Origin of the sequence: Streptomyces sp. NPDC088707 (assembly GCF_044752725.1) — a bacterium.
Classification (GTDB): domain Bacteria; phylum Actinomycetota; class Actinomycetes; order Streptomycetales; family Streptomycetaceae; genus Streptomyces.
Map to the genome: position 1 here is coordinate 435533 of NZ_JBIVLV010000006.1, position 21780 is coordinate 457312.

The following is a 21780-nucleotide window of genomic DNA, read 5'->3' on the forward strand; positions in this document are numbered from 1 at the left end:
TTTCCACGTCCCCGATCGGTGGTGAGAAGGCGGCAGGTCAGTTCCTGGCTTCCGTCTCCCGGAGGAGGCGGTCACAGTGGCGGGACCGTGCCGGATTCGCACCGGCTTCCTGGGTCCTGCCGCCCGTAGGTCCCCGTCAGTGTCTCAGGCGTCGTACTCCTCGACGACCTTGACCTCTTCCTCGGTCACGACGCCCTCGACGATGGTGAAGGAGCGGAACTGGAAGGGGCCGGCGCCGTCGCTGTCCGCGGTGGAGACGAGGACGTAGTGGGCCTGGGGCTCGTTGGCGTACGAGATGTCCGTGCGGGACGGGTAGGCCTCGGTCGCGGTGTGCGAGTGGTAGACGATGACGGGCTCCTCGTCCCGGTCGTCCATCTCGCGGTAGAGCTTGAGCAGGTCCGCGGAGTCGAACTCGTAGAAGGTGGGCGAGCGGGCCGCGTTGAGCATCGGGATGAACCGCTCGGGGCGGCCGGTGCCGGCCGGGCCCGCGACCACGCCGCAGGCCTCGTCGGGGTGGTCCGCGCGCGAGTGTTTCACGATCTGGTCGTACAGGGCCCGGGTGATGGTCAGCATGCCGACAGGATAAGCCGACGGGCCGTTCCGTACCGGGGAGTGGTACGGAACGGCCCGTATGCCGAGACGATCGTGGTCAGGGCCCTTGGGGGACGGCCCGGGGCGATCGTCCGTGGGGTCCGGTCAGGACCGCTTGGCGAAGGCGGCGCCCTCGGGGTTGCGGGACTTCAGGACCAGGTAGGAGACACCGAGGATGAGGCCCCAGACGGGGGCGGCGTACAGCGAGACCCGGGCGCCCTCGTCGATGCCCATCATCACGATGACCATGCCGATGAAGAGGAGCGCGAACCAGCTGGTGTACGGGGCTCCCGGGGCCTTGAAGGTGGACTCGGGGAGCTCGCCGCGGTTGGCCTTGGCCCGGTAGCGGATCTGGCAGACCAGGATCATGATCCAGGCCCACATGCCGGAGATGGTGGCGAAGGAGACGACGTACTCGAAGGCCTTGCCCGGGGCGACGTAGTTGATCCAGACGCCGACCAGCATCAGCGAGGCCGAGAAGGTCAGGCCGAGCAGCGGGGTGCCGCTCTTGGTGAGCTTGGTGAAGACCTTCGGGCCCTGGCCGTTGAGCGCGAGGTCGCGCAGCATGCGGCCGGTGGAGTACATGCCCGAGTTGCAGGAGGACAGGGCGGCGGTCAGCACCACGAAGTTGACGATGGCGGCGCCGACGCCGAGGCCCATCTTCTCGAAGGCGGCGACGAACGGGGAGACGCCCGGCTGGAACTCGGTCCACGGGACGACCGACAGGATCATGATCAGCGCGCCGACGTAGAAGACGGCGATGCGCCACGGCACGGTGTTGATGGCCTTGGGCAGGACGGTCTTCGGGTCCTTGGACTCGCCGGCGGTGACGCCGACCAGCTCGACCGCGAGGAACGCGAACATGACGATCTGCAGGGTCATCAGCGTGTTGCCGATGCCGGTGGGGAAGAAGCCGCCCTGGTCCCACAGGTGGGTCACGGAGGCGGTGTCGCCGGCGTCGGAGAAGCCGATGGTGAGGATGCCGGCGCAGATCAGGATCATGCCGATGATGGCGGTGACCTTGACCATGGAGAACCAGAACTCCAGCTCACCGAAGAGCTTCACGGAGATCAGGTTGGCGCCGTAGAGGACGAACGTGAAGACCAGCGCGGAGATCCACTGCGGGATGTCCCACCAGTACGTCATATAGGTGGCCGCGGCGGTGACTTCGGTGATGCCGGTGACGACCCAGAAGAGCCAGTACGTCCAGCCGGTCACGAAGCCCCAGAACGGGCCGACGAACTCCCGTGCGTACTCCGCGAAGGAGCCGGACACGGGGCGGTACATGAGGAGCTCGCCGAGGGCGCGCATGATGAAGAAGATGACCAGGCCCGCGATGGCGTACGCGAGGATCAGGCTGGGCCCCGCCTTGGCGATGGCCTTGCCGGCGCCGAGGAAGAGGCCGGTACCGATGGCACCGCCGATCGCGATCATCTGGATCTGCCGGGCGCCGAGGCCACGCTGGTAGCCCTCGCCGCCGTCCACGGCCCCGTCGGTGCCGTCGTGCTGCTTGTCGACCTGCACAGAGGTCATGGTGGTGCGCCTTTCTCCATGCTGATCCGCGCGACTGCGAGTGCGTCTGCCGCGGATCAGATCCTGATCCCCCCGGATGTGGATGGAGTGCCACCGGCGGTCAGCCGGTCGAAGCGCCCTCGGGAACAGGGGTGGCGTCCCCGAGCGGTCGTGAAGATTTATCACGGGCTGACGCGTGATCGAGGGAGTTGCGTGTGGTGCACGCCACAGAAACCGGCAGGCGAAAGGGATTCAAGATGCCAAAGCGGACGCTCTGATAACGCATTCGTTATCCGGATTTGAGCGTCCGCTGAGCGAACACCCCGTCACGGAGGGGTGTCCGGAGGGGGATCGGTCAGGACATCAGGGTCTCGACGAGGGACTCCTGGAGAGCCCCCAGCCAGAGGTACGCCATCACCATCGGCTTGCGCGGGTCGGAGTCCGGCAGCCGGTACAGCTGCTCCCCCTCCTCGTCGGTGACCTCCAGGCGGGTGCCGATGGTCAGCCGGAGGTCGTTGAGCGCGCCGAGCCAGGCACGGGCCTCGTCCGGGGTCAGCTTCAGGACGGCGCCACCCTCGCCCGCCGCGTCGGCGGAGAGCGCGTCGAGGGCGCGGACGACGACGAGGGCGTCCTCGCGCTTGCGGGCCCGCAGGTCGTTCTCGGTGAAGCGGCGGAAGTCGGAGGCGGCCGCCCGCAGCTCCTCGCTGTCGTCCCCGTACGCGTCGGGGAAGAGGCGCTTGAGCGCGGGGTCGGACGGCGGCTTGCTGGGACCCTCGGCGAAGAGCGCGGCCAGCGGGTCGGCGTCCTGGGCGGGCTCGTCGCCCGGCCCGATCAGCTCCATGAGCTGGACGGCGAGGGAGCGGAGGATGGAGATCTCGACGTCGTCGAGGGCGACGGCCGCGCCGCCGCCGGGCAGGTTCTCGAAGCGGCCGGCCATCAGCCGCGGTCCTGGGTGAGGGTCGCCCAGAGGCCGTAGCCGTGCATCGCCTGCACGTCGCGCTCCATCTCCTCGCGGGTGCCGCTGGAGACCACCGCGCGGCCCTTGTGGTGCACGTCGAGCATCAGCTTGTGCGCCTTGTCCTTGGAGTAGCCGAAGTACGCCTGGAAGACGTAGGTCACGTAGCTCATCAGGTTGACCGGATCGTTGTGCACGAGGGTCACCCACGGCACGTCGGGTTCGACGACCGCGGAGACCTCCTCGGCCGATTCCGTACGTTCGATCTCAATAGGCGCGACGCTCACTCACCCCATGCTGCCACCCCGGAGGGCCCGTCGCACAAACGGGTCACCCGCCCGTCACCCGCTCGCGCCACTATTCGTCACTCTGACGATTTCTGCGCTAGCATCGCTGACATGAACGCTGCGGACCTTGGGCTGCCGGTGGACGTGCCGTCGACCGCGCTCTTCACCGATCAGTACGAGCTGACCATGCTCCAGGCCGCCCTCCGGGGCGGCACCGCCGACCGACGCTCGGTCTTCGAGGTCTTCACCCGGCGACTGCCCGAGGGCCGGCGCTACGGCGTCCTCGCGGGCGTCGGCCGGGTCCTCGACGCCGTCGAGAACTTCCGGTTCGACCCCGCCGTCCTGGGCTTCCTGCGCGAGCACGGCATCGTCGACGAGCCGACCCTCGAATGGCTCGCCCGCTACCGCTTCACCGGTGACATCTGGGGCTACCCCGAGGGCGAGGTGTACTTCCCCGGCTCGCCCGTGCTGCGCGTCGAGGGCTCCTTCGCCGAGTGCGTGCTCCTGGAGACGGTGATCCTCTCCATCCTCAACCACGACTCCGCCATCGCCGCCGCCGCCTCCCGCATGTCGGCCGCGGCCGGCGGGCGCCGCCTCATCGAGATGGGCGCCCGGCGCACCCACGAGCTGGCGGCCGTCGCCGCCGCCCGCGCCGCGTACGTCGGCGGCTTCGACTCCACCTCCGACCTCGCGGCCGGCTTCCGCTACGGCATCCCGACCGTCGGCACCTCCGCCCACGCCTTCACGCTCGTCCACGACAGCGAGCGGGACGCCTTCCGCGCCCAGGTCGAGAGCCTCGGACGCGGTACGACCCTGCTCGTCGACACCTACGACGTGGCCGAGGCCGTGCGCACCGCCGTCGAGGTGGCGGGCCCCGAGCTCGGGGCCGTCCGGATCGACTCCGGCGACCTGCTGCTCGTCGCCCACCGGGTCCGGCAGCAGCTCGACGAGCTGGGTGCGCGGGACACGAGGATCGTCGTCACCTCGGACCTCGACGAGTACGCCATCGCCTCCCTCGCGGCGGCCCCGGTCGACGCCTACGGAGTGGGCACCCAGCTGGTCACCGGCAGCGGCCACCCGACCTGCTCCATGGTCTACAAGCTGGTCGCCCGCGCCTCCTCGGCCGACCTCAAGGCCCCCCTCACCCCGGTCGCCAAGAAGTCCCTCGGAGGCAAGGCCTCGGTCGGCGGACGCAAGTGGGCGGCGCGCCGCCCCGACGCGTACGGCGTCGCCGAGGCCGAGGTCGTGGGCACCGGCCCGGTACCGCCGGAGCTCGCCGACCACCAGCTCCTGGTCGAGCTGGTCAAGGGCGGCGACGTGGTGGCCCGGGAGCCCCTGGAGGCCGCGCGGTCCCGGCACATCGCGGCCCGCGCCGGGCTGCCGATGTCGGCGATCCAGCTCTCCCGGGGCGAGCCGGTGCTCCCGACGGAGTACCTCTAGAGGTACCTCCAGAGCCCCACGGAGACCGGACCCGCCCCCTCCCGGTGGGCGGGCCGATTCTCTAGGCTCGGTCCCACCCCTCCCCGACGCGTTAAGGACACCCGCCATGCACCGCGCATTGATCGTTGTGGACGTTCAGAACGACTTCTGCGAGGGCGGCAGCCTCGCGGTGACCGGCGGCGCGGACGTCGCCGCCGCCATCACCGACCTGGTCGGCCAGACGGCGGGCAGCTCCTACCGGCACGTGATCGCCACCCGCGACCACCACGTCGACCCGGGCGCGCACTTCGCGCCGGCCGGTGAGGAGCCGGACTACGTCACCTCCTGGCCGGTGCACTGCGTGGCCGGCACGGAGGGTGTCGGCTTCCACCCGAACTTCGCGCCGGCCGTCGCCAGCGGGGCGATCGACGCCGTCTTCGACAAGGGCGCGTACGACGCGGCCTACAGCGGCTTCGAGGGGCACGACGAGAACGGGCGGACGCTCGCGGAGTGGCTCCGTGAGCGGGACGTCACCGAGGTCGACGTGGTGGGCATCGCCACCGACCACTGCGTGCGGGCGACGGCCCTGGACGCGGCCCGTGAGGGCTTCCGCACCCGCGTCCTGCTCGACCTGACGGCCGGCGTCGCCAAGGAGACGACGGACCGGGCCCTGGCGGAGCTGCGGACGGCGGACGTGGAGCTGACCGGCAAGCCCGTGGTGGCCTGAGCGGTCCCGCGGGGGCCCGGACGACGGGGCGGCCTCAGGCCGCGGGTTCCCTGGGGAGGGACCGTACGGGGTGCCAGAGCTCCTGGGCGGCGCCGGGCGCGGATCTCCACAGCAGGCCGTCGGGGTGGTGGAGGACGGCCGTGATCTCGTCGGGGGTGGGCGGTTCGGTGTTGCCCCGGAGGTAGACCGCCCGCAGCCCGAGGTTCCGCAGCCGGGTCAGGGCGCGGGCACGGTTGGCGGCGTGGACCAGGAAGCGGACGCTGGCGCCGTCGCGGGCCGGGCTCGGCAGCCCTATCGCGACGACCACGCTGCCTCCCGGCAACTTGCAGAACCCTCCGTTGGGCATGCGGAACCACTCCCCCGTGGATCGACTGTCAATAAGAACATCGGTCTGATGCGTCAGACGCACCTAAACACGATCGGCCGCCGCCCGCTAGAGGGGCGACGGCCGATCATGCTTTGACCTGCGGTTTTACCGATTACTTCGTGGACGGACCCACGCGGACCGTGATCGTCTCGCCGTTCTTCGGCTCCTTGACGACCTGGATCTTCGTGTTGGTGTCAGTTACCTGGACACCGGCGCGCGCCGTCTCCTGGAGCCAGTACGTGCCCTTGCGGTCGTCGAAGACCGGGTTGCCCGGCAGCGACGGGACGAACGCCGCGACGTCGGCCTTGTGGAGCAGGAGGCTGTCGGTCCGGTAGGTGCCGAAGGTGGAGTCGTAGGCCTGGACGCGGTTGCGCATCAGGCTGCCGTCCTTGAACTTCAGCGGGGTCGGGTGGGAGTCGACCGGAAGGATCAGACCCTGGCCCGGGTGGACCGCGGTGTTGTTGTCCTTCTGGGAGAGGTCCCACTTCCAGATGAGCAGGCCGTTCTGGTACGGGTAGTGCTCGACCCAGCTCGCCTTGTCACCGGTGAACCCGAAGTTGTACGGGCCGACCTTGAGGGTGGCGTCGTACGAGACGTACTGGCGGTTCTCCGCGATGTAGTACTGCTCGTACTCCTTCGTGAAGCCCTTGCCGACCCGCGAGAAGCCCTTGGCCGCCCAGCCGTTGTCACCGTTCTCGGCGCCGTCCGCGAAGACGGTGGCACCGTCGGCGGTCAGCGTGATGGCGTCGGCCGTGAAGCCCTTGCCGCCGGCGCCGCCGTCCGTCTGGTAGCGGAAGCGGAGGTCGAACTTCTTGCCCGCGTAGGCGTTGAGGCCGTAGACGAGCTCTTTGTGCGTGCCCGAGACGTCGGTCAGCGCCGGGGCGCCGCTGGCGTCGCGCGGGAGCGGCTTGCCGTCGGCGGTGCCGTCCAGGGCCGTCCAGTTGGCGCCGCCGTCGGTCGACACCTCGGTGTAGAGGTAGTCGTAGTCGAGCTCGATGTCGTACCAGCCCTTGAGCTTCAGGGAGGCGGACGTCTTGCCCGTCAGGTCGACGGAGCGGGTCAGGGTGTTCTTGAGGTCGTCACCCATGTTGCTCCACCACTGCGTGGCACCCTCGGCGGGCGCGACGACATCGGTGGTGACGGCCTTCTTCGGCAGCTCGACGACGAGCGCCTGGGGGTTCTTGGTGTTGTACTCGGCCACGCCCAGCTTGTGGGTGGAGTTCCACTTGCGGGCCTCGTTGGCGACCTTGGTGTAGTTCAGCCAGCCGAGCTGCAGCTTGTCCCAGGCGTTCATGTCGCCGGGCAGGTCGCCGATGGCGTCCTTGCCGCGGCCGAGCCAGGAGCCGGAGGACATGAGCGACCAGAAGCCGGTCGAGTTCTCGGCGCCCTTGAGGCCGGACGTGTCGTACAGGTCCGGCAGACCGAGGTCGTGGCCGTACTCGTGCGCGAAGACGCCGAGGCCGCCGTTCTCCGGCTGCATCGTGTAGTCGCCGACCCAGATGCCGGAGTCACCGATCTGCGTGCCGCCGGCCTTGTTGTTGGCCGGGCCGGTCTTGCCCGCGTTGGTGCCGTAGGCGTACCAGCGGTGGGCCCACAGGGCGTCGCCGCCCTGGGCGCCGCCGCCCGCCGACTCGTCCTCGCCCGCGTGGACGATCTGGAAGTGGTCGATGTACCCGTCGGGCTCGTTGAAGTTGCCGTCGCCGTCGAAGTCGTACCGGTCCCACAGGTCGTACTGCGCCAGGTCGGCCTTGATCTGGGCGTCGGTACGGCCCTTGGCCTTCTGGTCCGCGGTCCACGCCGTGACACCGTCGCGGACGGCGTCCCAGACGTTGGAGCAGTTGCTGTTGCCGCAGTAGTTCGAGCCGTAACGGGCCTCGTTGTACTCGACCTTGACCCAGTCGGAGACGCCGCCGTCGACCGAGTAACGGCCGGACGAGGTCTTCTCGTAGTAGGTCTTCAGCGACTGCTTGGGCTGTCCCTTGGCGTCCTTGCCGGTGCCGAAGTACAGGTCCTGGAAGTGCTTCTGGTTGTAGTCCGCCTGCCACTCCGTGGAGTTGTCGTGCTCCCGGTCGGGCTTGGCTATCTGGTTGTGCAGGGGACCGGGCGTGCCGCCGAACTTCGGCTTCGGCTCGGTCGTGTCGTCGTCCGCACGGTCGACGAGGGTGGTGTTGTCCACCTTGTCGCCGAACTCGACGAGGATCGTGAAGATCTTGTCGGTCTTCTCACGGCCGAGCTCGACGTACTTCTTGTCGTCGAGCTTGACGACCTGGGAGCCGTTTCGCCGCTCCACCTTCGACTCGCCGCTCAGCACCTGCTCCAGGGCAGCCTTGCGCTGCTGCTCCTGCTGCTCGCTGAAGGGACCCTCGAGGTCGTGGTCGACCGCCGTCTTGTCGATCCCGGCGCCGGGCGCCGGGTCGTGACGGACATCGGCCGGGTTCACGCCTGCGTGATTGTCGGCCCATGCGGTGGTGAAGGTCGAGGCGGTGGCGGCGGTAGCCGCGAGCGCCACAACAACTGCGGACGTTCTGATCGCCCGTCGTCTGTTGGTCACTTGATATGTCCTCCCCGGCGCCCGCGCTTCGGACCGAAGGTGGGGTGTCCGTCCGGCGGGTCGCGCGTCACAAGTGACGACATTCGACCGGAGGGAGACAAGAAAAGACAGATCTTGACTTGCACATACCAACTGCACTATGCGGGAGCCGAATTCCGATTATCGGACGATCAGCAGGCGCCTCACGGGGAAAATTCACATGACCCGTGACTCCGTGCGCCCCCCGTGCCCCCGCATCGTGGGTGAGGTCACGCTTACTTCGGTTCCGCCCGGGCATCCACGGCCTTAGAGTCGAACCGTTGTCCTGAGAGGGCGGTACGTGTCATGCAGCGTCCGAACGCCGCGCAACTCACCTGTGGTTCGGCCACCGTCGTCCTCGCGACCGTCGCCCTGCTGCTGCTCTCCGGTACGACGACCACGCTCGGCATCACGGTGACCAGCCTCGCCGGCCTGCTGCTCGGACTGCTCGTGGCCGTGACGATGCCCCTGCGCACGACCGGCGTCAAGACCGCCGCACCGACTCCGGCACCCGCCGCGCACGAAGAGGCCCGGGTACCGACCGCGCGCGTGGGCGCGGGAGTCGACACCCGGACCGGTTCGTGACACCTCGTCCGTAAAAAGCCGTCTCCGCCGGATCCGCGCGGACGACGCCGGTTCGGCTACTGCGGGACGGAGACCACCACCGTCTTCGCCGCCTTGTCGTGCAGACCCTGCTTGTAGGGCTTGTCGACCAGGATCAGGATCAGCAGGAGCAGCGGCCACAGGCAGGCGCAGCAGATCAGGGCGGGCAGCCACAGGACGATCGCGCGCAGCAGCGACTGGCTCATCGGCGGCGTCGAGCCGTCGTTGAGCATCGCGACCCGCAGCTTCATCCACTTCTTGCCGAGCGTCTGGCCGTTCTTCGCCACCATCACCGTGTCGTACGCGACGAACGCGACGATCGTGATCAGCTGGAAGACCAGCTGGCTGCCGCCGTTGAGGCTGTTGACCGTGTCGCCGAAGTCGTTGCCGTCCTCGGTCGCCCGCGAGTAGATCTTGAACGGGATGCCGATGATCGCCAGGGGGATCGCGATGATCAGCCAGTCGATGATCCGGGCGATGATGCGCTTTCCGGACTCGGCGAGCGGCGGCATCCCGGAGAGCGGATCGGTCCCTCCGTACCCGGCGCCGTAGCCGCCGTACGGGGGCGGCGGCGCGCTGTCGTACGGGGAGCCGCCCGAGGGACCGTACGGCGAACCGCCCGTGGGTCCGTACGGGCTCCCCGGCGGCGGACCTCCCGGCGGAGTGCCTTCCGGCGGCGGACCGCCCGGCGGACGCCCCCCGGGCGGAGGCCCTTCCGGGGGCGGTCCGGCCGGGGGCGGCTGGCCTGCGGAGGGCGGCGGAGGCTCCTGCGGCCTCTTGAGGAACGGGTCCTCCTCGGGCGGCTGGCCGGGCGGCGGCTGGTCGGTGCTCATGGGGGCAGTGCATCCCGGGCCGGGCGCCCCCGCAAGGAATCACCGCCCGTTCGGGGGACCCCCGGCCGCCGGGGACCGCCCGGTCAGGCCGGGGGCCGACGGCCGGCGGGTCAGCGCGCCACGAAGGTGCGGGCCGCCTTGTCGTGCCAGCACTGCCGCCAGGGGCGGTCGAAGAGGCACCACAGGACGTTGAGGACGCCGACGGCCAGGAGGCCCAGGACGCTGTAGACGAGCCAGCGGCGCAGCGCCGCCCCGAACCTCGGCGGCTGGTGCGCCTCGATGTCCCGCACCTCGATCCCGCACAGCTTCTTGCCGAGCGTGCGCCCCCACTTGGCGGTGGGCAGCGCCTCGTACAGGACGCCGATGACGAAGAACGCGGCCAGCGCGATGCCGAACTGCACGGAGGTCGTGCCGTCGACCAGCCACACCTGGACGGTGACGCCGGACTGCTTGGCCGCGTCGATCTTGCCGTCGATGTGGTCGAGGGCGGCGGTCACGAACGGGAAGGCGGCGGCGCCGACGAGCGCGCCCAGGACGAGGGTGTCGACCAGCCGGGCGATCAGCCTCCGGCCGAGACCGGCGGGGCGCGCGGAGGCCTGCGCGCGGGCCGCCTGGACGAACAGGTCGTCGACGGGCGGCTTCCAGGGGACGACGGGCTGCTGCGGGTCCTGGGACTGGGGCTGCGGCTGGGGCTGTTGTGCCTGCGGCTGGGCCTGCTGGGCCCAGGAGGGGGTGGCGGGCGCCGGGGCCGGAGCGGGCGCCTGGTGCACGGGGCCGGGCGCGGGTGCCGGGGCGGCCGCCGGGGCGGGCTCGGGGGCCGGCTGGGGAGTCGGCTGGGGCCGGGGGGCCCGCGGGGCCGGCTGGGGCTGCTGAGGGGCCGCGGCGGGCGCGGGAGCGGGGGTGGGGATCGGCGTGACCGGCATCCCACCGAGGCGCGCCGCTCCCCCGGTGGCCCGGGGGTCCGTCGCCGGGGCGGCGGACCGCGCCGCGCTCTCGGGCTCGGGTTCACCCGCACCGGCGACCGGCCAGTCCGCCGGGGTGCGCGGGTCGGGGGTCCGGGGCGCGCCCCAGGAGACCCTCTGGTCGAGGTCGCCGCCGAAGCCGGTCTGGCGGGAGGTGTCCGCCTGCCAGGCCGAGGCGGGCTCCGCGGGGGCCGGCTCCTCGTCGAAGAAGACGGGTCCGGTCTCCTCCACGGCGGGTACGGGGGCCGGGGCGGGTGCCCGGTCCTGCGCGGGGAGCTGCGCCGGCGCCCGGTCCTGCGCGGGGAGCTGCGCCGGCGCCCGGTCCTGCGCGGTCGCCCGGTCCTGCGCCGGTACGGCTGCGGCGGGGCGTGCGGGTTCGAGCGGGGGCGCGGACCGCGGCTGGTACGACTGCTCGGGGAGCTGCTGCTCGGGGAGCTGGTGGGGCTGGTTCTGCCGCGACGGGCGCTGCTGCGGCTGGTGTTGCGCGGGCTGATGCGGCGGGAGCGGCTCCGGTTCGGTCCGGGCCGGCTGCGCGGCGGCCGGTGCCGGCGCGGGGCCGGAGGCCAGGATCGGGCCGGCCGGGATCGCCGAGGCCGGCGGACCCGGCGGAACCTCACCGTCCGTGGGCGCGGGCCTGCTCGTACCGGGAACCCAGGCTCCCCCGTTCCAGTACCGGATGTATCCGGGAATGGACGGGTCCGGGTAGTACCCCGCCTGCGGTACCTCTCCGCCGCCTCCAGGAGGAGTAGCCACTGCCCCGACTCCGTTCAGTCACAACGCCCTTGAACCGCGCGGCCGCGTGCCGGGCGTGCCGCGCCCAAGGAGGACAGTAACGAAGAACGTCCCCGAGGGAACAAAGAGCCCGGGAGAAAGCCGGCCTTCGAGAGGGACACGTACCGGAATCGATCACTCCCGGTGATGTTCGGGCCGGGGCATGCGCCCGCTCCCCTGCCCGGACGCACCTCCAGGAAAAAACTTCCCGAGAAAACCTCCCGAAGTCGCGTAATGAGCCGCGGGTACCCCGCTCTCTCCCGGTGAAGGCCCGCACGGGGCCGGTCCGACCAGAGGGAGTACGACCATGCAGAACACCGACAACACCACCGTCGAGCGCGAACTCGAACTCAAGCTGGTGCTCTCGCCCGAGCGTGCCGTCCCCGTCCCCGCCCGGCTCGCCTACCGCACGGGCGACCCGTACGCCGTCCACATCACGTTCCACATCGGCACCGACCACCCGGTCAACTGGACGTTCGCGCGCGAACTCCTGGTCGAGGGCGTGTTCCGGGCCTGCGGGCACGGCGACGTGCGGATCTGGCCGACGAAGGTCGACGGCCGCAGCGTCGTCCTGATGGCGCTCTCCTCCCCCGACGGCGACGCCCTCCTCGAAGCCCCCTCCGCGCAGGTGTCCGCCTGGCTGGAGCGGACCCTGCGCGCGGTGCCGCCGGGCACCGAGTCCGAGCGGCTCGGCATCGACGACGGACTCGCCGAACTCCTGGCGACCACCGTGATCGCCGACGAGCTGTGGCTGCGCGACCCGTGGCCGTCGGACGAGTCGCAGGACGGCGAGCTGTGAGCCCCGTACCCCTGCGACCCCGCGGGTCCCCCGGGTCAGAAGAGCTTTCCGGGGTTGAGCAGCCCCAACGGGTCGAAGGTGGCCTTGATCCCGCGCTGGAGCTCCAGTCCGACCGGCCCCAGCTCCCGTGCCAGCCACTCCTTCTTGAGGACGCCCACGCCGTGCTCGCCGGTGATCGTGCCGCCGAGCGCGAGCCCGAGCGCCATGATCTCGTCGAAGGACTCCCGGGCGCGCCGCGACTCGTCCTCGTCGGTGTGGTCGAAGCAGACGACGGGATGGGTGTTGCCGTCGCCGGCGTGCGCGCAGACCCCGATGGTCAGGTCGTACTTCTCCGCGACCGCCGCCGTGCCGGCGAGCATCTCGGCGAGTCGCGTCCGCGGCACGCACACGTCGTCGATCATCGTCGCCGACTTGATCGTCTCCAGGGCCGTGAGGGAGAGCCGGCGTGCCTGGAGGAGGAGTTCGGACTCGGCCGTGTCGGCGGCCGGAACGACCTCGGTGGCGCCCGCCGCCGCGCACAGCTCCCCCACGGCGGCCAGATCGGCGGCCGGGTCGGGGGTGTCGAAGGCACACAGGAGCAGCGCCTCGGTCGTGTCGGGCAGACCCATGCGCGCCATCCTGTTGACGGCCTGGACGGTGGTGCGGTCCATGAGTTCGAGCAGCGACGGGGTGTGGCCGCGCTCCATGATCGTGCAGACGGCCGCGCAGGCGGCCGCCGCGGAGGGGAACTCGGCGGCCAGCGCGAGCTGCGCCGGGGGCTGCGGCCTGAGCTGGAGCACGGCACGGACGACGATGCCGAGACTGCCCTCCGAACCGACGAAGAGCCTGGTCAGGTCATAGCCGGCGACGCCCTTCGCGGTGCGGCGGCCGGTGGTCAGGAGCCGGCCGTCGGCGAGGACGACGTCGAGGCCGAGGACGTACTCGGCCGTCACCCCGTACTTCACACAGCACAGGCCGCCGGAGGCCGTGCCGATGTTCCCGCCGATGGTGCACGTCTCCCAGCTGGACGGGTCCGGCGGGTAGTACAGGCCGTGCTCGGCGACGGCCCGTGACAGCACCGCGTTGACGACACCCGGCTCGACGACGGCGATCCGGTCGACCGGGTTGATCTCCAGGATGCGGTCCATCTTGACCAGGGAGAGCACGATGCAGCCCTCGGAGGCGTTGGCGCCGCCGGAGAGGCCCGTGCGGGCTCCCTGCGGGACGACGGGGACGCGGAGTTCGGTCGCGGTGCGCATGACGTGCCGCACCTGCTCGACGGTGCGCGGCAGCACCACGACCGCCGGGGTGCCGGCCTCGCAGAAGCTCGCCATGTCGTTCGCGTACGAGGTGGTCACGTCCGGATCGGTGAGCAGCGCCTCGGCGGGCAGCCCGGCGCGCAGCCGCGTCAGAAGATCGTCCATGTCTCCAGCGTGGCACCCGGGGCCATCGGTGTGAACCCGCCGGGGCGGGCGCTTCGTGTGCTCTTCGTACAGGTGCGGACGGGCGCACAGTGAGCGCCATGAAGACGCAGAACGTGTCGAGGACGGTCCTCGCGGCCGGAGTGGGCGCGGTGCTCGCGGCCACGGCACTCCTATACGTCCCCGAGCTCCTCGACCAGGGGCCGCCGCCCCCGCCGGGACCGGCGGAGCGGGCGACGCTCGCGGCCCACGCGGGCGCGCAGGCCGCGCTCCCCGACCTGGCCGCGCTGATCACCGACCGGGAGGAGTGGCTCCGCGACCACCCGGACGACGACGCGTCCTGGGCGGAGCTCGGCGCCGCGTACACGGAGCGGGGCGCGCGCCTCGGCGACGTACGGGACTATCCGCGCGCCGAGCAGGCGCTGCGGCGCTCGCTGGCCGAACGGCCCGCCGCACGCGGCAACACGGCCGCGCAGCTGGGCCTGGCGGCGCTCGCCGGGGCTCGCGGCGACTGGAAGTCGGCCAAGGAGTGGGGCGAGAAGGTCCGGAAGGCGGACCCGCGCCGCTGGCCCGCGTACCCGGTCCTGATGGACGCGTACAACGGCCTCGGGGACTACAAGGCGGCCCAGAAGGCGATGGAGAGCCTGGCGGGGCTCCACGCGGGCGCGATGGTGCGGACGCGGGCCGCGCAGACCTACCGCGACCGGGGCTGGCGCGAGGACGCCGACGCGGCGGCCCTCGACGCGGTGGCGCTCGCCGAGACGGCCCCGGACAAGGCGGCCGCGCTGGCGCGGCTCGGGGACCTGGCGTGGGAGCGCGGCGAACCCGACGAGGCGCTCGCGCGGTTCGGGGCGGCGCTGACGCAGGTACGGGACCACGGGCCCGCGCTCGCGGGCCGGGCGCGGGCGCTCGCCGCGCTGGGCCGCACCGACGAGGCGCTGCGGGACTGGCGGGCGGCACTGGCCCGGCTGCCGCTGCCGGAATACGTCCTGGAGGCGGGGGAGCTGTCCGAGTCGCTGGGCCTGAACGGAGACGCGCGGGCGCTGTACGAGCGGCTGCGGGCCGGGACCTGGGCGGGCGGGGAGGTGGCCCTCGCCCTGCTCGACGCGGACCACGGCGACGCGGCGGCGGCGGTCACCCGGATGCGGGCGGAGTGGGCGCGCGGGCACCGCTCGGTGCGGGTGGCGGACGCGCTGGGGTGGGCGCTGTACCGGGCGGGTCAGCCCAAGGAGGCGCTGGAGTACGCGACACGGGCCACGGAGGAGGGCCTGCGGAGCGCCCTCTTCGCGTACCACCGGGGCGAGATCGAACGGGCCCTGAAGGAACACGGCCCGGCCCGGCGGCACGTGGCGGAGGCGCTGCGGATCAACCCGCGCTTCTCGCCGCTGCTCGCGCCGAGGGCGGAGGAGGCACTGGCGGCGCTCGGCGAGCCGTCGACGGAACTCCCGGAGGAACTCCGCCCGGAGCGGGAGCCGGAGTCGACTCCGGTGAGGGGACGAGAGGCGGGTCCGGGCACGGCGCCGAAACCGACGGGGGCGGCGGCAGCGGTGGCGGGGGCACGGGCGGCCACGGCACCGCGGGAGTAGCGCGCTCTTGGGGGCGGCGCCCCGGCCCACCCCCCGCGTGGGCCGGAACCCGCCGGATCGGGTGGCCGGGGCCCGCAGACCCACCGCGTGGGACCGGGGCCCGTCGGCCCGCGCGCCCTCGCCGTGCGAGCCGGTCCCACCGGCCCGCGCGCCCCCCGCTGTGCGAGCCGGCCTCGCGGCCCACGGGTGGGCGCGTCGCGCCGGCGGAAGCAAGCGCCGGCGGAAGCGGGTGGGCGGCGGCTCGGGGGGCGTGCTCGTCACGCCGCGGCGCGCGTGGTGAGGGCCCGGGGGTGACCCCGGGCCCTGGCCGTGCGACGTGGCGGCTAGAGGTTGCCGCGCTTCTCCTGCTCGCGCTCGATCGCCTCGAACAGCGCCTTGAAGTTCCCCTTGCCGAAGCCCATCGACCCATGCCGCTCGATCATCTCGAAGAAGACGGTCGGGCGGTCCTGGACCGGCTTGGTGAAGATCTGCAGCAGGTAGCCGTCCTCGTCGCGGTCGACGAGGATCTTCAGTTCGCGCAGGGTCTCGACGGGCACGCGCGTCTCGCCGGCCCACTCGCCGAGGGTGTCGTAGTACGAGTCGGGGGTGTCGAGGAAGGAGACACCCGCGGCCCGCATCGCGCGCACGGTGGCCACGATGTCGTTGGTGGCGAGGGCGATGTGCTGGACGCCGGCGCCGCCGTAGAACTCCAGGTACTCGTCGATCTGCGACTTCTTCTTCGCGATCGCGGGCTCGTTGATCGGGAACTTCACCTTGAGGGTGCCGTCCGCGACGACCTTCGACATGAGGGCGGAGTACTCGGTGGCGATGTCGTCGCCCACGAACTCCTTCATGTTCGTGAAGCCCATGACCTTGTTGTAGAAGCCGACCCAGTCGTTCATCCTGCCGAGCTCGACGTTGCCGACGCAGTGGTCGATGGCCTGGAAGGTGCGCTTGGCCGGCGGCTCGACGATCGGGTTGGCGGCGACGAAGCCGGGGAGGTACGGGCCGTCGTAGCCGGAGCGCTCGACGAGGGTGTGGCGGGTCTTGCCGTACGTGGCGATGGCGGCGAGGACGACGGTGCCGTGCTCGTCCTTCACCTCGTGCGGCTCGGTGAGGCCGGTGGCGCCGTGCTCGACGGCGTAGGCGTACGCGGCGCGGGCGTCCGGCACCTCGATGGCCAGGTCGACGACGCCGTCGCCGTGCTCGGCGACGTGGTCGGCGAGGAAGCGGCCCCGGTCGGTGGCGACCTTGATGACGGAGGTGAACACGAACCGGGCGGCGCCGTTGGTGAGGACGTAGCTGGCCGTCTCGCGGCTGCCGTTCTCCGGTCCGGAGTAGGCGACGAGCTTCATGCCGAAGGCCGTGGAGTAGTAGTGCGCGGCCTGCTTGGCGTTGCCGACGGCGAAGACGACCGCGTCCATTCCCTTCACGGGGAAGGGATCGGCCTGCCGCGCGGTGGAGGGGGTGTGATCGATGGTCTCAGTCATGGCAGCAATGTCCCGCCGTTCTGCAAGGTGCGCAAGAGTTCGCTGATCCACTGGTCATGTTGCACAGCGACGGACGAGTATGGCCGTGCGACTTGTACATCCTGACCATGGGGAGACCGCTGTGGCGATCGATCATCTGGACGGCCGGCTCATCACGCTCCTCGCACGTGAGCCGCGCATCGGGGTCCTGGAGGCCTCGCGGCGGCTCGGGGTGGCGCGGGGGACGGTGCAGGCGCGGCTCGACCGGCTCCAGGCGAGCGGGGTGATCAGGGGCTTCGGGCCGCAGGTGGACCCGGCGGCGCTCGGCTATCCGGTGACGGCGTTCGCGACCCTGGAGATCAAGCAGGGGCAGGGAGCGGATGTGCGCGGGCATCTGGCGACGGTGCCGGAGGTCCTGGAGCTGCATACGACGACGGGTCACGGCGACATGCTCTGCCGGCTCGTCGCCCGCTCGAACGCGGATCTCCAGCGGGTGATCGACAAGGTGGTGGCGTTCGAGGGGATCGTGCGGGCGTCGACGGCGATCGTGATGGAGAACCCGGTGCCGCTGCGGATCATCCCGCTGGTGGAGCAGGCGGCGCAGGAGTAGGCCGCGCAGGAGTAGGGCGGGCGGCCGGCCGTCACGGAGGAGGTGGCGGCCGGCGGCACGAGGCGGGGCCTGCAAAGAACTAGTTGCAAAGAAACCCTTGCAACTAGTTCTTTGCAACTCTACGCTCGGACCATGCCCGAGCCCGAAGGTTTCCCGACCCGAGCCCTGGACCCGCGCACCCTGCGCGGGCTCGCCCACCCCCTCCGCATCCAGCTGCTGCGCGCCCTGCGCACCCACGGACCCGCCACCGCCTCCCAACTCGCGGAGCGCCTGGGCGAGTCCAGCGGAGCGACCAGCTACCACCTGCGCCAGCTCGCGGCCCACGGCTTCGTCGAGGACGACCCGACGCGCGGCAAGGGACGGGAGCGGTGGTGGAAGGCCGGCCAGCAGGGCGTGGTCGTCGACGAGACGCTCTCCCGGAACCCGGACCCGGAGGTCCGCGGCGCCCTCGACCTCTACGTCCACGAGATCGCGACCATCCACACCCAGGAGCTGAGCACCTACCTCGGCACCCGGCACGACTGGGGCGACGCCTGGATCGGCGTGTCCGACATGAGCGACTTCACCCTGCGCCTGCCCCCCGAGAAACTCCGCGAGCTCGACAAGCGGATGCACGCGCTCATCGCGAGCTACAAGGACATCGAGGAGGCCGACGCGCCGGACGCAGAGCGCGTACGGATCCATCTGCACGCGTTCCCGCAGCACGAGAACTGACGGAAGGAACCACAGAGTCATGCACGCCGACATTCACCTCCAGCTCCATCAGCTGCACGCCGCCGAACTCCACCGCACGGCCGCCACCACCGCCCGGCGGATCCCCGGCCCCGCCCTCCGCGTGCAACTCGGCTGGCGGCTGGTCGAGTTGGGCCTGCGTCTGGCCACGCCCGCACACCGCCACCCGGTCACCCTGGCCGCATGACCGCTCCGGGGGGACACGACGCGGACGCGCCGAAGCCGGACGGGGAGAGCGCGAGCACGGGCACGGGTACAGGCACGGGGATAGGCGCAGGCACGAGCACGAGCGCGAGCACGACGAGGAAGGGCGCGACGAAGCGGGACCGGGTCCCCCTCGCGACCGTCCTCACCGCCAACGCCGTATCCATCACGGGGAACTCACTCACGCTCATCGGCGTCCCGTGGTTCGCCCTCGACACCACGGGAAGCCCCGGCAAGGCCGGCGTCGTCGCCTTCTGCGCGGCCCTGCCCGTCCTCGTCTCCGCGATCGCCGGCGGCCCGGTCATCGACCGGATCGGCCGCCGCCGGGTCGGCATCGCCTCCGACCTGGTCTGCGGGCTCGCGCTCGCCGCGATCCCGCTGCTGCACCGCGCCGGCGTCCTGGAGTTCTGGATGCTGTGCGCCCTGATGGCCGTCACCGGCCTCTTCCACGCACCCGGGGAGATGGCCCGGCACGTCCTGGTGCCCGATCTCGCCCGGCGTGCCGGGACCTCACTCCCCCGGGTCGCCAGCCTGTACGACGCCGTGGCGCGCGGGGCCCGTATGACGGGCGCCGCGATCGCCGGACTCCTCGTGGCGTTCCTCGGCGCCGACACGGTCCTGGTCGTCGACGCGGCGACCTTCGGCGTCTCCGCGCTGCTGGTCGCCGCGGGCCTGCGCGGGGTGCCCGCGGCGGAGCCGGTGCGGGACGGACCCCGTCTCTCCCCGGCCCGCTACCGGTCCGATCTGCGCGAGGGGTACGCCTTCCTGTTCCGCGCGCGGCTGCTGCTCGGCATCACGGTCATGGTGATGGTCACCAACGGCCTGAACCAGAGCTGGAGTTCGGTGCTGCTTCCGGTCCACGCGCGCCAGGAGCTGGGCGGCCCCGCCACCCAGGGCCTGCTCGTGTCGGTCTTCGGCGGCTGCGCCCTGGCCGGCGCCCTGCTCTACGGGGCGGTCGGGCAGCGCTTCCCGCGCCGGGCCGTCTTCACGGCGGGCTTCCTGCTCGGCGGCGCCCCGCCGTACGTGGTGGCCGCGCTCACCGACACCACCGCACCCCTGCTCGTGACGCTCGCGGCGGCCGGATTCGGCGTCGGCGTCCTCAACCCGATCCTGACCACGGTGATGTACGAGCAGGTACCCGACGCCCTGCGCAGCCGCGTCATGGGCGCGAGCACCGCGGGGGTGCTGCTGACGACCCCGCTGGGCGGCCTGGCGGCGGGCTTCCTCGTCGAGCGCGCCGGCCTGACGGCGACGCTGCTGGGGATCGGCGGGCTCTACTTCCTCGCCACGCTCTCGCCGCTTCTCTTCCCGGCGTGGCGGGGCATGAACGCCCCGCCGGGGCGGACGCCCGGGGACGGTGCCCCCGGGGACGGCACGCCGTCCGGTGGCGAGCCCGGTGTCGATGCCGGTGCCGAACCGGTCAGCAGGTCGGGACCTTCGACTCCTGCCCCTGTTCCAGGGCCTTCAGGGACGCCACCGCGTCGCTGAGCGCGGTGACGGGGATGAGCCGCATCCCCTTCGGCAGCTCGGCCTGGGCGTCCGAGCACTCGGCCTTCGGGACGAGGAAGACGGTGGCCCCGTCCCGCGCGGCGGCCTGGGTCTTCAGCGAGACCCCGCCGACGGCGCCGACCGAGCCGTCCGCGTCGATCGTCCCCGTGCCGGCGATGATCCGGCCACCGGTCAGGTCACCGCCGGCGCCGTCGCCGTCGAGCTTCTCGACGATGCCGAGGGAGAAGAGCAGCCCGGCGCTGGGCCCGCCGATGTCGGCGAGGTGCAGGTCGACCTTCACCTTCTCGGGGTCCTCGTCGAGGTAGTCGAGGGCGGCGAGCGTGGCCGCGTCCTGGGACTCCTTCATCTGACCGAGGTTGTGCTTCTCGACCTCGGCGTCCGACTTCCCCGGGGGGTAGACGGAGTCACGCGGCAGGACGGCCCGGTCCGCACGGAACCAGGCGTCGGTCACGTCCCCGAGGTCCACGTCCGTGGACGGCCCGGTCGCGACGATCGTCGTCATCCGCAGCTGCCCCTCGGAGGGCCGGACCGGGGCGCCGGTGATCGTGATGACCTCCTGCCCCTTGTCCTTGCCGAGCACGTCGGCGGTCGTACCGGGCTGCGCGATGGCATAGGGCAGCGGCGCGAGTCCGACGACGGCGAAGAGCGCGACGACGGGCAGCGCGCAGACCGCGAGCACCTTGGGACGGGAGAGACTGGAGAGCACGTCCCCAATCTACTGGGGCGACCACCCCCACCGGGCCGGGGGCGCGGAGCGGGGCGCGTGCCCGGGCCCGGGCCCGGGCACCGGCACGGACGCGGGCACAGCCCCGGGCACGGGCAGGCGGCGGGCGAAGAAGGACCGTACGAGCTTCCGTACGGCGGGCACCGAGACCCGGGGGTCGACGGCGCCGACCACCGCGGCCCGCCCGGCGGCGGTCGTCAGGCCGACGGCCGCGAGCTGCGGCACCAGAGCGGCGTGGTCGGTGAAGACCCAGTGGTGGCTGCCGGCGGGCGCCGCACGGGCATCAGCAACGCGACGGCCTCGGCCCACGCGGCGGCCCTGCGAGCGGCGGGCCTGATCACCACGACCAGAACGGGCAGATCGGTCCACCACGAACGGACTCCACCGGGCACCCTGGTCGTGGGCACAGGGCACGCCCCCGAGGACGGCGCCGGCCACGGAAGGGCCCGCGCCGCGCACCCGGGCCGCCGCGCGCTCTAGCGCAGCGCGTCCGCGACCTCCCGTGCCGCGTCCACCACCCGCGGCCCGACCCGCTCCGGCACCGCGTCCGCGAGCATCACGACGCCGACGCTGCCCTCGACACCCGTCACGCCGACGAGCGGGGCGGCCGCGCCGCTCGCACCCGCCTCCAGCTCGCCGTGGGTGAGCGTGAAGCCCGGTTCGATCAGCCCGCCCTGCCGGGCGGCGAGGATGGCGCGCCCGGCGGCGCCCCGGTCGAGCGGGTGGCGGAAGCCGGCCCGGTAGGCCACGTGGTAGTCGGTCCAGGTCGGTTCGACGACCGCGACCGCGAGTGCCTCCGCACCGTCGACCAGGGTCAGATGGGCCGTCGCCCCGATGTCCTCGGCGAGTGAGCGCAGCGCGGGGAGCGCGGCCTCCCGCACGAGGGGGTGGACCTGGCGGCCGAGCCGGAGCACGCCGAGGCCGACGCGGGCGCGCCCGCCGAGGTCGCGGCGGACGAGGGCGTGCTGCTCGAGGGTGGCGAGCAGTCGGTAGACGACGGTCCGGTTGACACCGAGTTTGTTGGACAACTCGGTGACGGTCAGGCCGTGGTCGGTGTCGGCGAGCAGTTTGAGGACTCTGAGTCCCCGGTCGAGCGTCTGGGAGGTCTCCGCGGTCACGACGCCCTCTCCTTCGGAGTGAGTGGCGGCGGGCTCTCACGGGGGTCGCGTCAC

General features: G+C 72.0%; 22 protein-coding genes and 1 riboswitch. Of the genes, 9 read left to right on the forward strand and 13 right to left on the reverse strand.

The annotated features are described in order from the left end of the window. Positions 1-17 precede the first annotated feature (17 nt). Positions 18-152, reverse strand: a riboswitch (cobalamin riboswitch). From ACIP84_RS20975 to clpS, 4 genes are all read right to left on the reverse strand, one after another. Then, positions 145-573, reverse strand: coding sequence for a M67 family metallopeptidase (locus tag ACIP84_RS20975; RefSeq protein WP_355958142.1), 429 nt, complete (start codon positions 571-573; stop codon positions 145-147). It overlaps the preceding riboswitch by 8 nt. A 123-nt stretch (positions 574-696) precedes the next feature. Further along, positions 697-2124 carry an amino acid permease gene (locus ACIP84_RS20980; protein ID WP_319309590.1) on the reverse strand — a complete coding sequence of 476 codons (1428 nt, stop codon included), beginning with the start codon at positions 2122-2124 and terminating at the stop codon, positions 697-699. A gap of 334 nt (positions 2125-2458) precedes the next feature. Next, positions 2459-3040, reverse strand: a complete 582-nt coding sequence (locus ACIP84_RS20985; RefSeq protein ID WP_401799272.1) for a DUF2017 domain-containing protein — start codon at positions 3038-3040, stop codon at positions 2459-2461. Beyond that, positions 3040-3345 (reverse strand): ATP-dependent Clp protease adapter ClpS, encoded by a 306-nt coding sequence (gene clpS, locus ACIP84_RS20990; protein ID WP_030222252.1) that lies wholly within the window; start codon positions 3343-3345, stop codon positions 3040-3042. The genes ACIP84_RS20985 and clpS overlap by 1 nt, the downstream gene beginning before the upstream one ends. Positions 3346-3456: 111 nt before the next feature. On the opposite strand from clpS, the gene ACIP84_RS20995 reads away from it, so the two are divergent. Together ACIP84_RS20995 and ACIP84_RS21000 are read left to right on the forward strand one after the other, a co-directional pair. Beyond that, complete coding sequence (locus ACIP84_RS20995) at positions 3457-4785, forward strand: nicotinate phosphoribosyltransferase (protein WP_355958145.1); 1329 nt, start codon at positions 3457-3459, stop codon at positions 4783-4785. A 106-nt stretch (positions 4786-4891) separates the two neighbouring features. Continuing rightward, positions 4892-5491, forward strand: coding sequence for a nicotinamidase (locus ACIP84_RS21000; RefSeq protein ID WP_401799273.1), 600 nt, complete (start codon positions 4892-4894; stop codon positions 5489-5491). A gap of 34 nt (positions 5492-5525) precedes the next feature. On the opposite strand, the gene ACIP84_RS21005 is transcribed toward ACIP84_RS21000, so the two are convergent. Continuing rightward, positions 5526-5837 carry a hypothetical protein gene (locus ACIP84_RS21005; protein WP_209495058.1) on the reverse strand — a complete coding sequence of 104 codons (312 nt, stop codon included), beginning with the start codon at positions 5835-5837 and terminating at the stop codon, positions 5526-5528. A 133-nt stretch (positions 5838-5970) separates the two neighbouring features. Beyond that, positions 5971-8409 (reverse strand): immune inhibitor A domain-containing protein, encoded by a 2439-nt coding sequence (locus ACIP84_RS21010; RefSeq protein WP_355958149.1) that lies wholly within the window; start codon positions 8407-8409, stop codon positions 5971-5973. A gap of 324 nt (positions 8410-8733) precedes the next feature. Between ACIP84_RS21010 and ACIP84_RS21015 the strand changes: the two genes are divergently transcribed. Then, positions 8734-9012 (forward strand): hypothetical protein, encoded by a 279-nt coding sequence (locus ACIP84_RS21015; RefSeq protein WP_355958151.1) that lies wholly within the window; start codon positions 8734-8736, stop codon positions 9010-9012. Positions 9013-9068: 56 nt separating this feature from the next. On the opposite strand, the gene ACIP84_RS21020 is transcribed toward ACIP84_RS21015, so the two are convergent. Together ACIP84_RS21020 and ACIP84_RS21025 are read right to left on the reverse strand one after the other, a co-directional pair. Further along, entirely contained in the window at positions 9069-9863 is a 795-nt protein-coding gene (locus ACIP84_RS21020; protein ID WP_401799276.1) for an RDD family protein, read from the reverse strand. A 110-nt stretch (positions 9864-9973) separates the two neighbouring features. After that, a complete protein-coding gene (locus ACIP84_RS21025; RefSeq protein WP_401799277.1) occupies positions 9974-11578 on the reverse strand; it encodes an RDD family protein in 1605 nt (534 codons plus the stop codon). A 325-nt stretch (positions 11579-11903) separates the two neighbouring features. Between ACIP84_RS21025 and ACIP84_RS21030 the strand changes: the two genes are divergently transcribed. Next, positions 11904-12395, forward strand: a complete 492-nt coding sequence (locus ACIP84_RS21030; RefSeq protein WP_355958155.1) for an SsgA family sporulation/cell division regulator — start codon at positions 11904-11906, stop codon at positions 12393-12395. 35 nt (positions 12396-12430) lie between these two features. Here the strand turns inward: ACIP84_RS21030 and ACIP84_RS21035 are convergent, their stop codons facing one another. Continuing rightward, positions 12431-13798, reverse strand: coding sequence for an FAD-binding oxidoreductase (locus tag ACIP84_RS21035; protein WP_401799278.1), 1368 nt, complete (start codon positions 13796-13798; stop codon positions 12431-12433). Positions 13799-13896: 98 nt separating this feature from the next. Here ACIP84_RS21035 and ACIP84_RS21040 point away from each other — a divergent pair, with 98 nt between their 5' ends. Beyond that, positions 13897-15381 (forward strand): tetratricopeptide repeat protein, encoded by a 1485-nt coding sequence (locus ACIP84_RS21040; RefSeq protein ID WP_401799280.1) that lies wholly within the window; start codon positions 13897-13899, stop codon positions 15379-15381. A gap of 323 nt (positions 15382-15704) precedes the next feature. Here the strand turns inward: ACIP84_RS21040 and hppD are convergent, their stop codons facing one another. Continuing rightward, positions 15705-16850, reverse strand: a complete 1146-nt coding sequence (gene hppD, locus ACIP84_RS21045; protein ID WP_355958158.1) for a 4-hydroxyphenylpyruvate dioxygenase — start codon at positions 16848-16850, stop codon at positions 15705-15707. 121 nt (positions 16851-16971) lie between these two features. Here hppD and ACIP84_RS21050 point away from each other — a divergent pair, with 121 nt between their 5' ends. The 4 genes from ACIP84_RS21050 (at position 16972) to ACIP84_RS21065 (ending at position 19863) form a co-directional block, all read left to right on the forward strand. Next, on the forward strand, positions 16972-17439 hold the full coding sequence (locus tag ACIP84_RS21050) for an Lrp/AsnC family transcriptional regulator (RefSeq protein WP_041662431.1): 468 nt from the start codon (positions 16972-16974) through the stop codon (positions 17437-17439). A 132-nt stretch (positions 17440-17571) separates the two neighbouring features. Then, positions 17572-18153, forward strand: a complete 582-nt coding sequence (locus ACIP84_RS21055) for a helix-turn-helix domain-containing protein (protein WP_355958160.1) — start codon at positions 17572-17574, stop codon at positions 18151-18153. Positions 18154-18172: 19 nt separating this feature from the next. Then, a complete protein-coding gene (locus ACIP84_RS21060) occupies positions 18173-18358 on the forward strand; it encodes a hypothetical protein (protein ID WP_401799283.1) in 186 nt (61 codons plus the stop codon). Next, positions 18355-19863 carry an MFS transporter gene (locus tag ACIP84_RS21065; RefSeq protein WP_401799284.1) on the forward strand — a complete coding sequence of 503 codons (1509 nt, stop codon included), beginning with the start codon at positions 18355-18357 and terminating at the stop codon, positions 19861-19863. The genes ACIP84_RS21060 and ACIP84_RS21065 overlap by 4 nt, the downstream gene beginning before the upstream one ends. Here ACIP84_RS21065 and ACIP84_RS21070 read toward each other — a convergent pair. From ACIP84_RS21070 to ACIP84_RS21080, 3 genes are all read right to left on the reverse strand, one after another. Then, entirely contained in the window at positions 19796-20590 is a 795-nt protein-coding gene (locus tag ACIP84_RS21070; protein ID WP_355958163.1) for a S16 family serine protease, read from the reverse strand. The genes ACIP84_RS21065 and ACIP84_RS21070 overlap by 68 nt on opposite strands. Positions 20591-20599: 9 nt before the next feature. After that, positions 20600-20917: a hypothetical protein gene (locus ACIP84_RS21075; RefSeq protein ID WP_401799286.1), complete on the reverse strand. Its 318-nt coding sequence runs from the start codon at positions 20915-20917 to the stop codon at positions 20600-20602. A 167-nt stretch (positions 20918-21084) separates the two neighbouring features. Continuing rightward, the gene (locus ACIP84_RS21080; protein ID WP_015033894.1) at positions 21085-21726 is read right to left on the reverse strand and encodes an IclR family transcriptional regulator; all 642 of its coding nucleotides are present in this window, start codon (positions 21724-21726) and stop codon (positions 21085-21087) included. Positions 21727-21780: the final 54 nt, after the last annotated feature.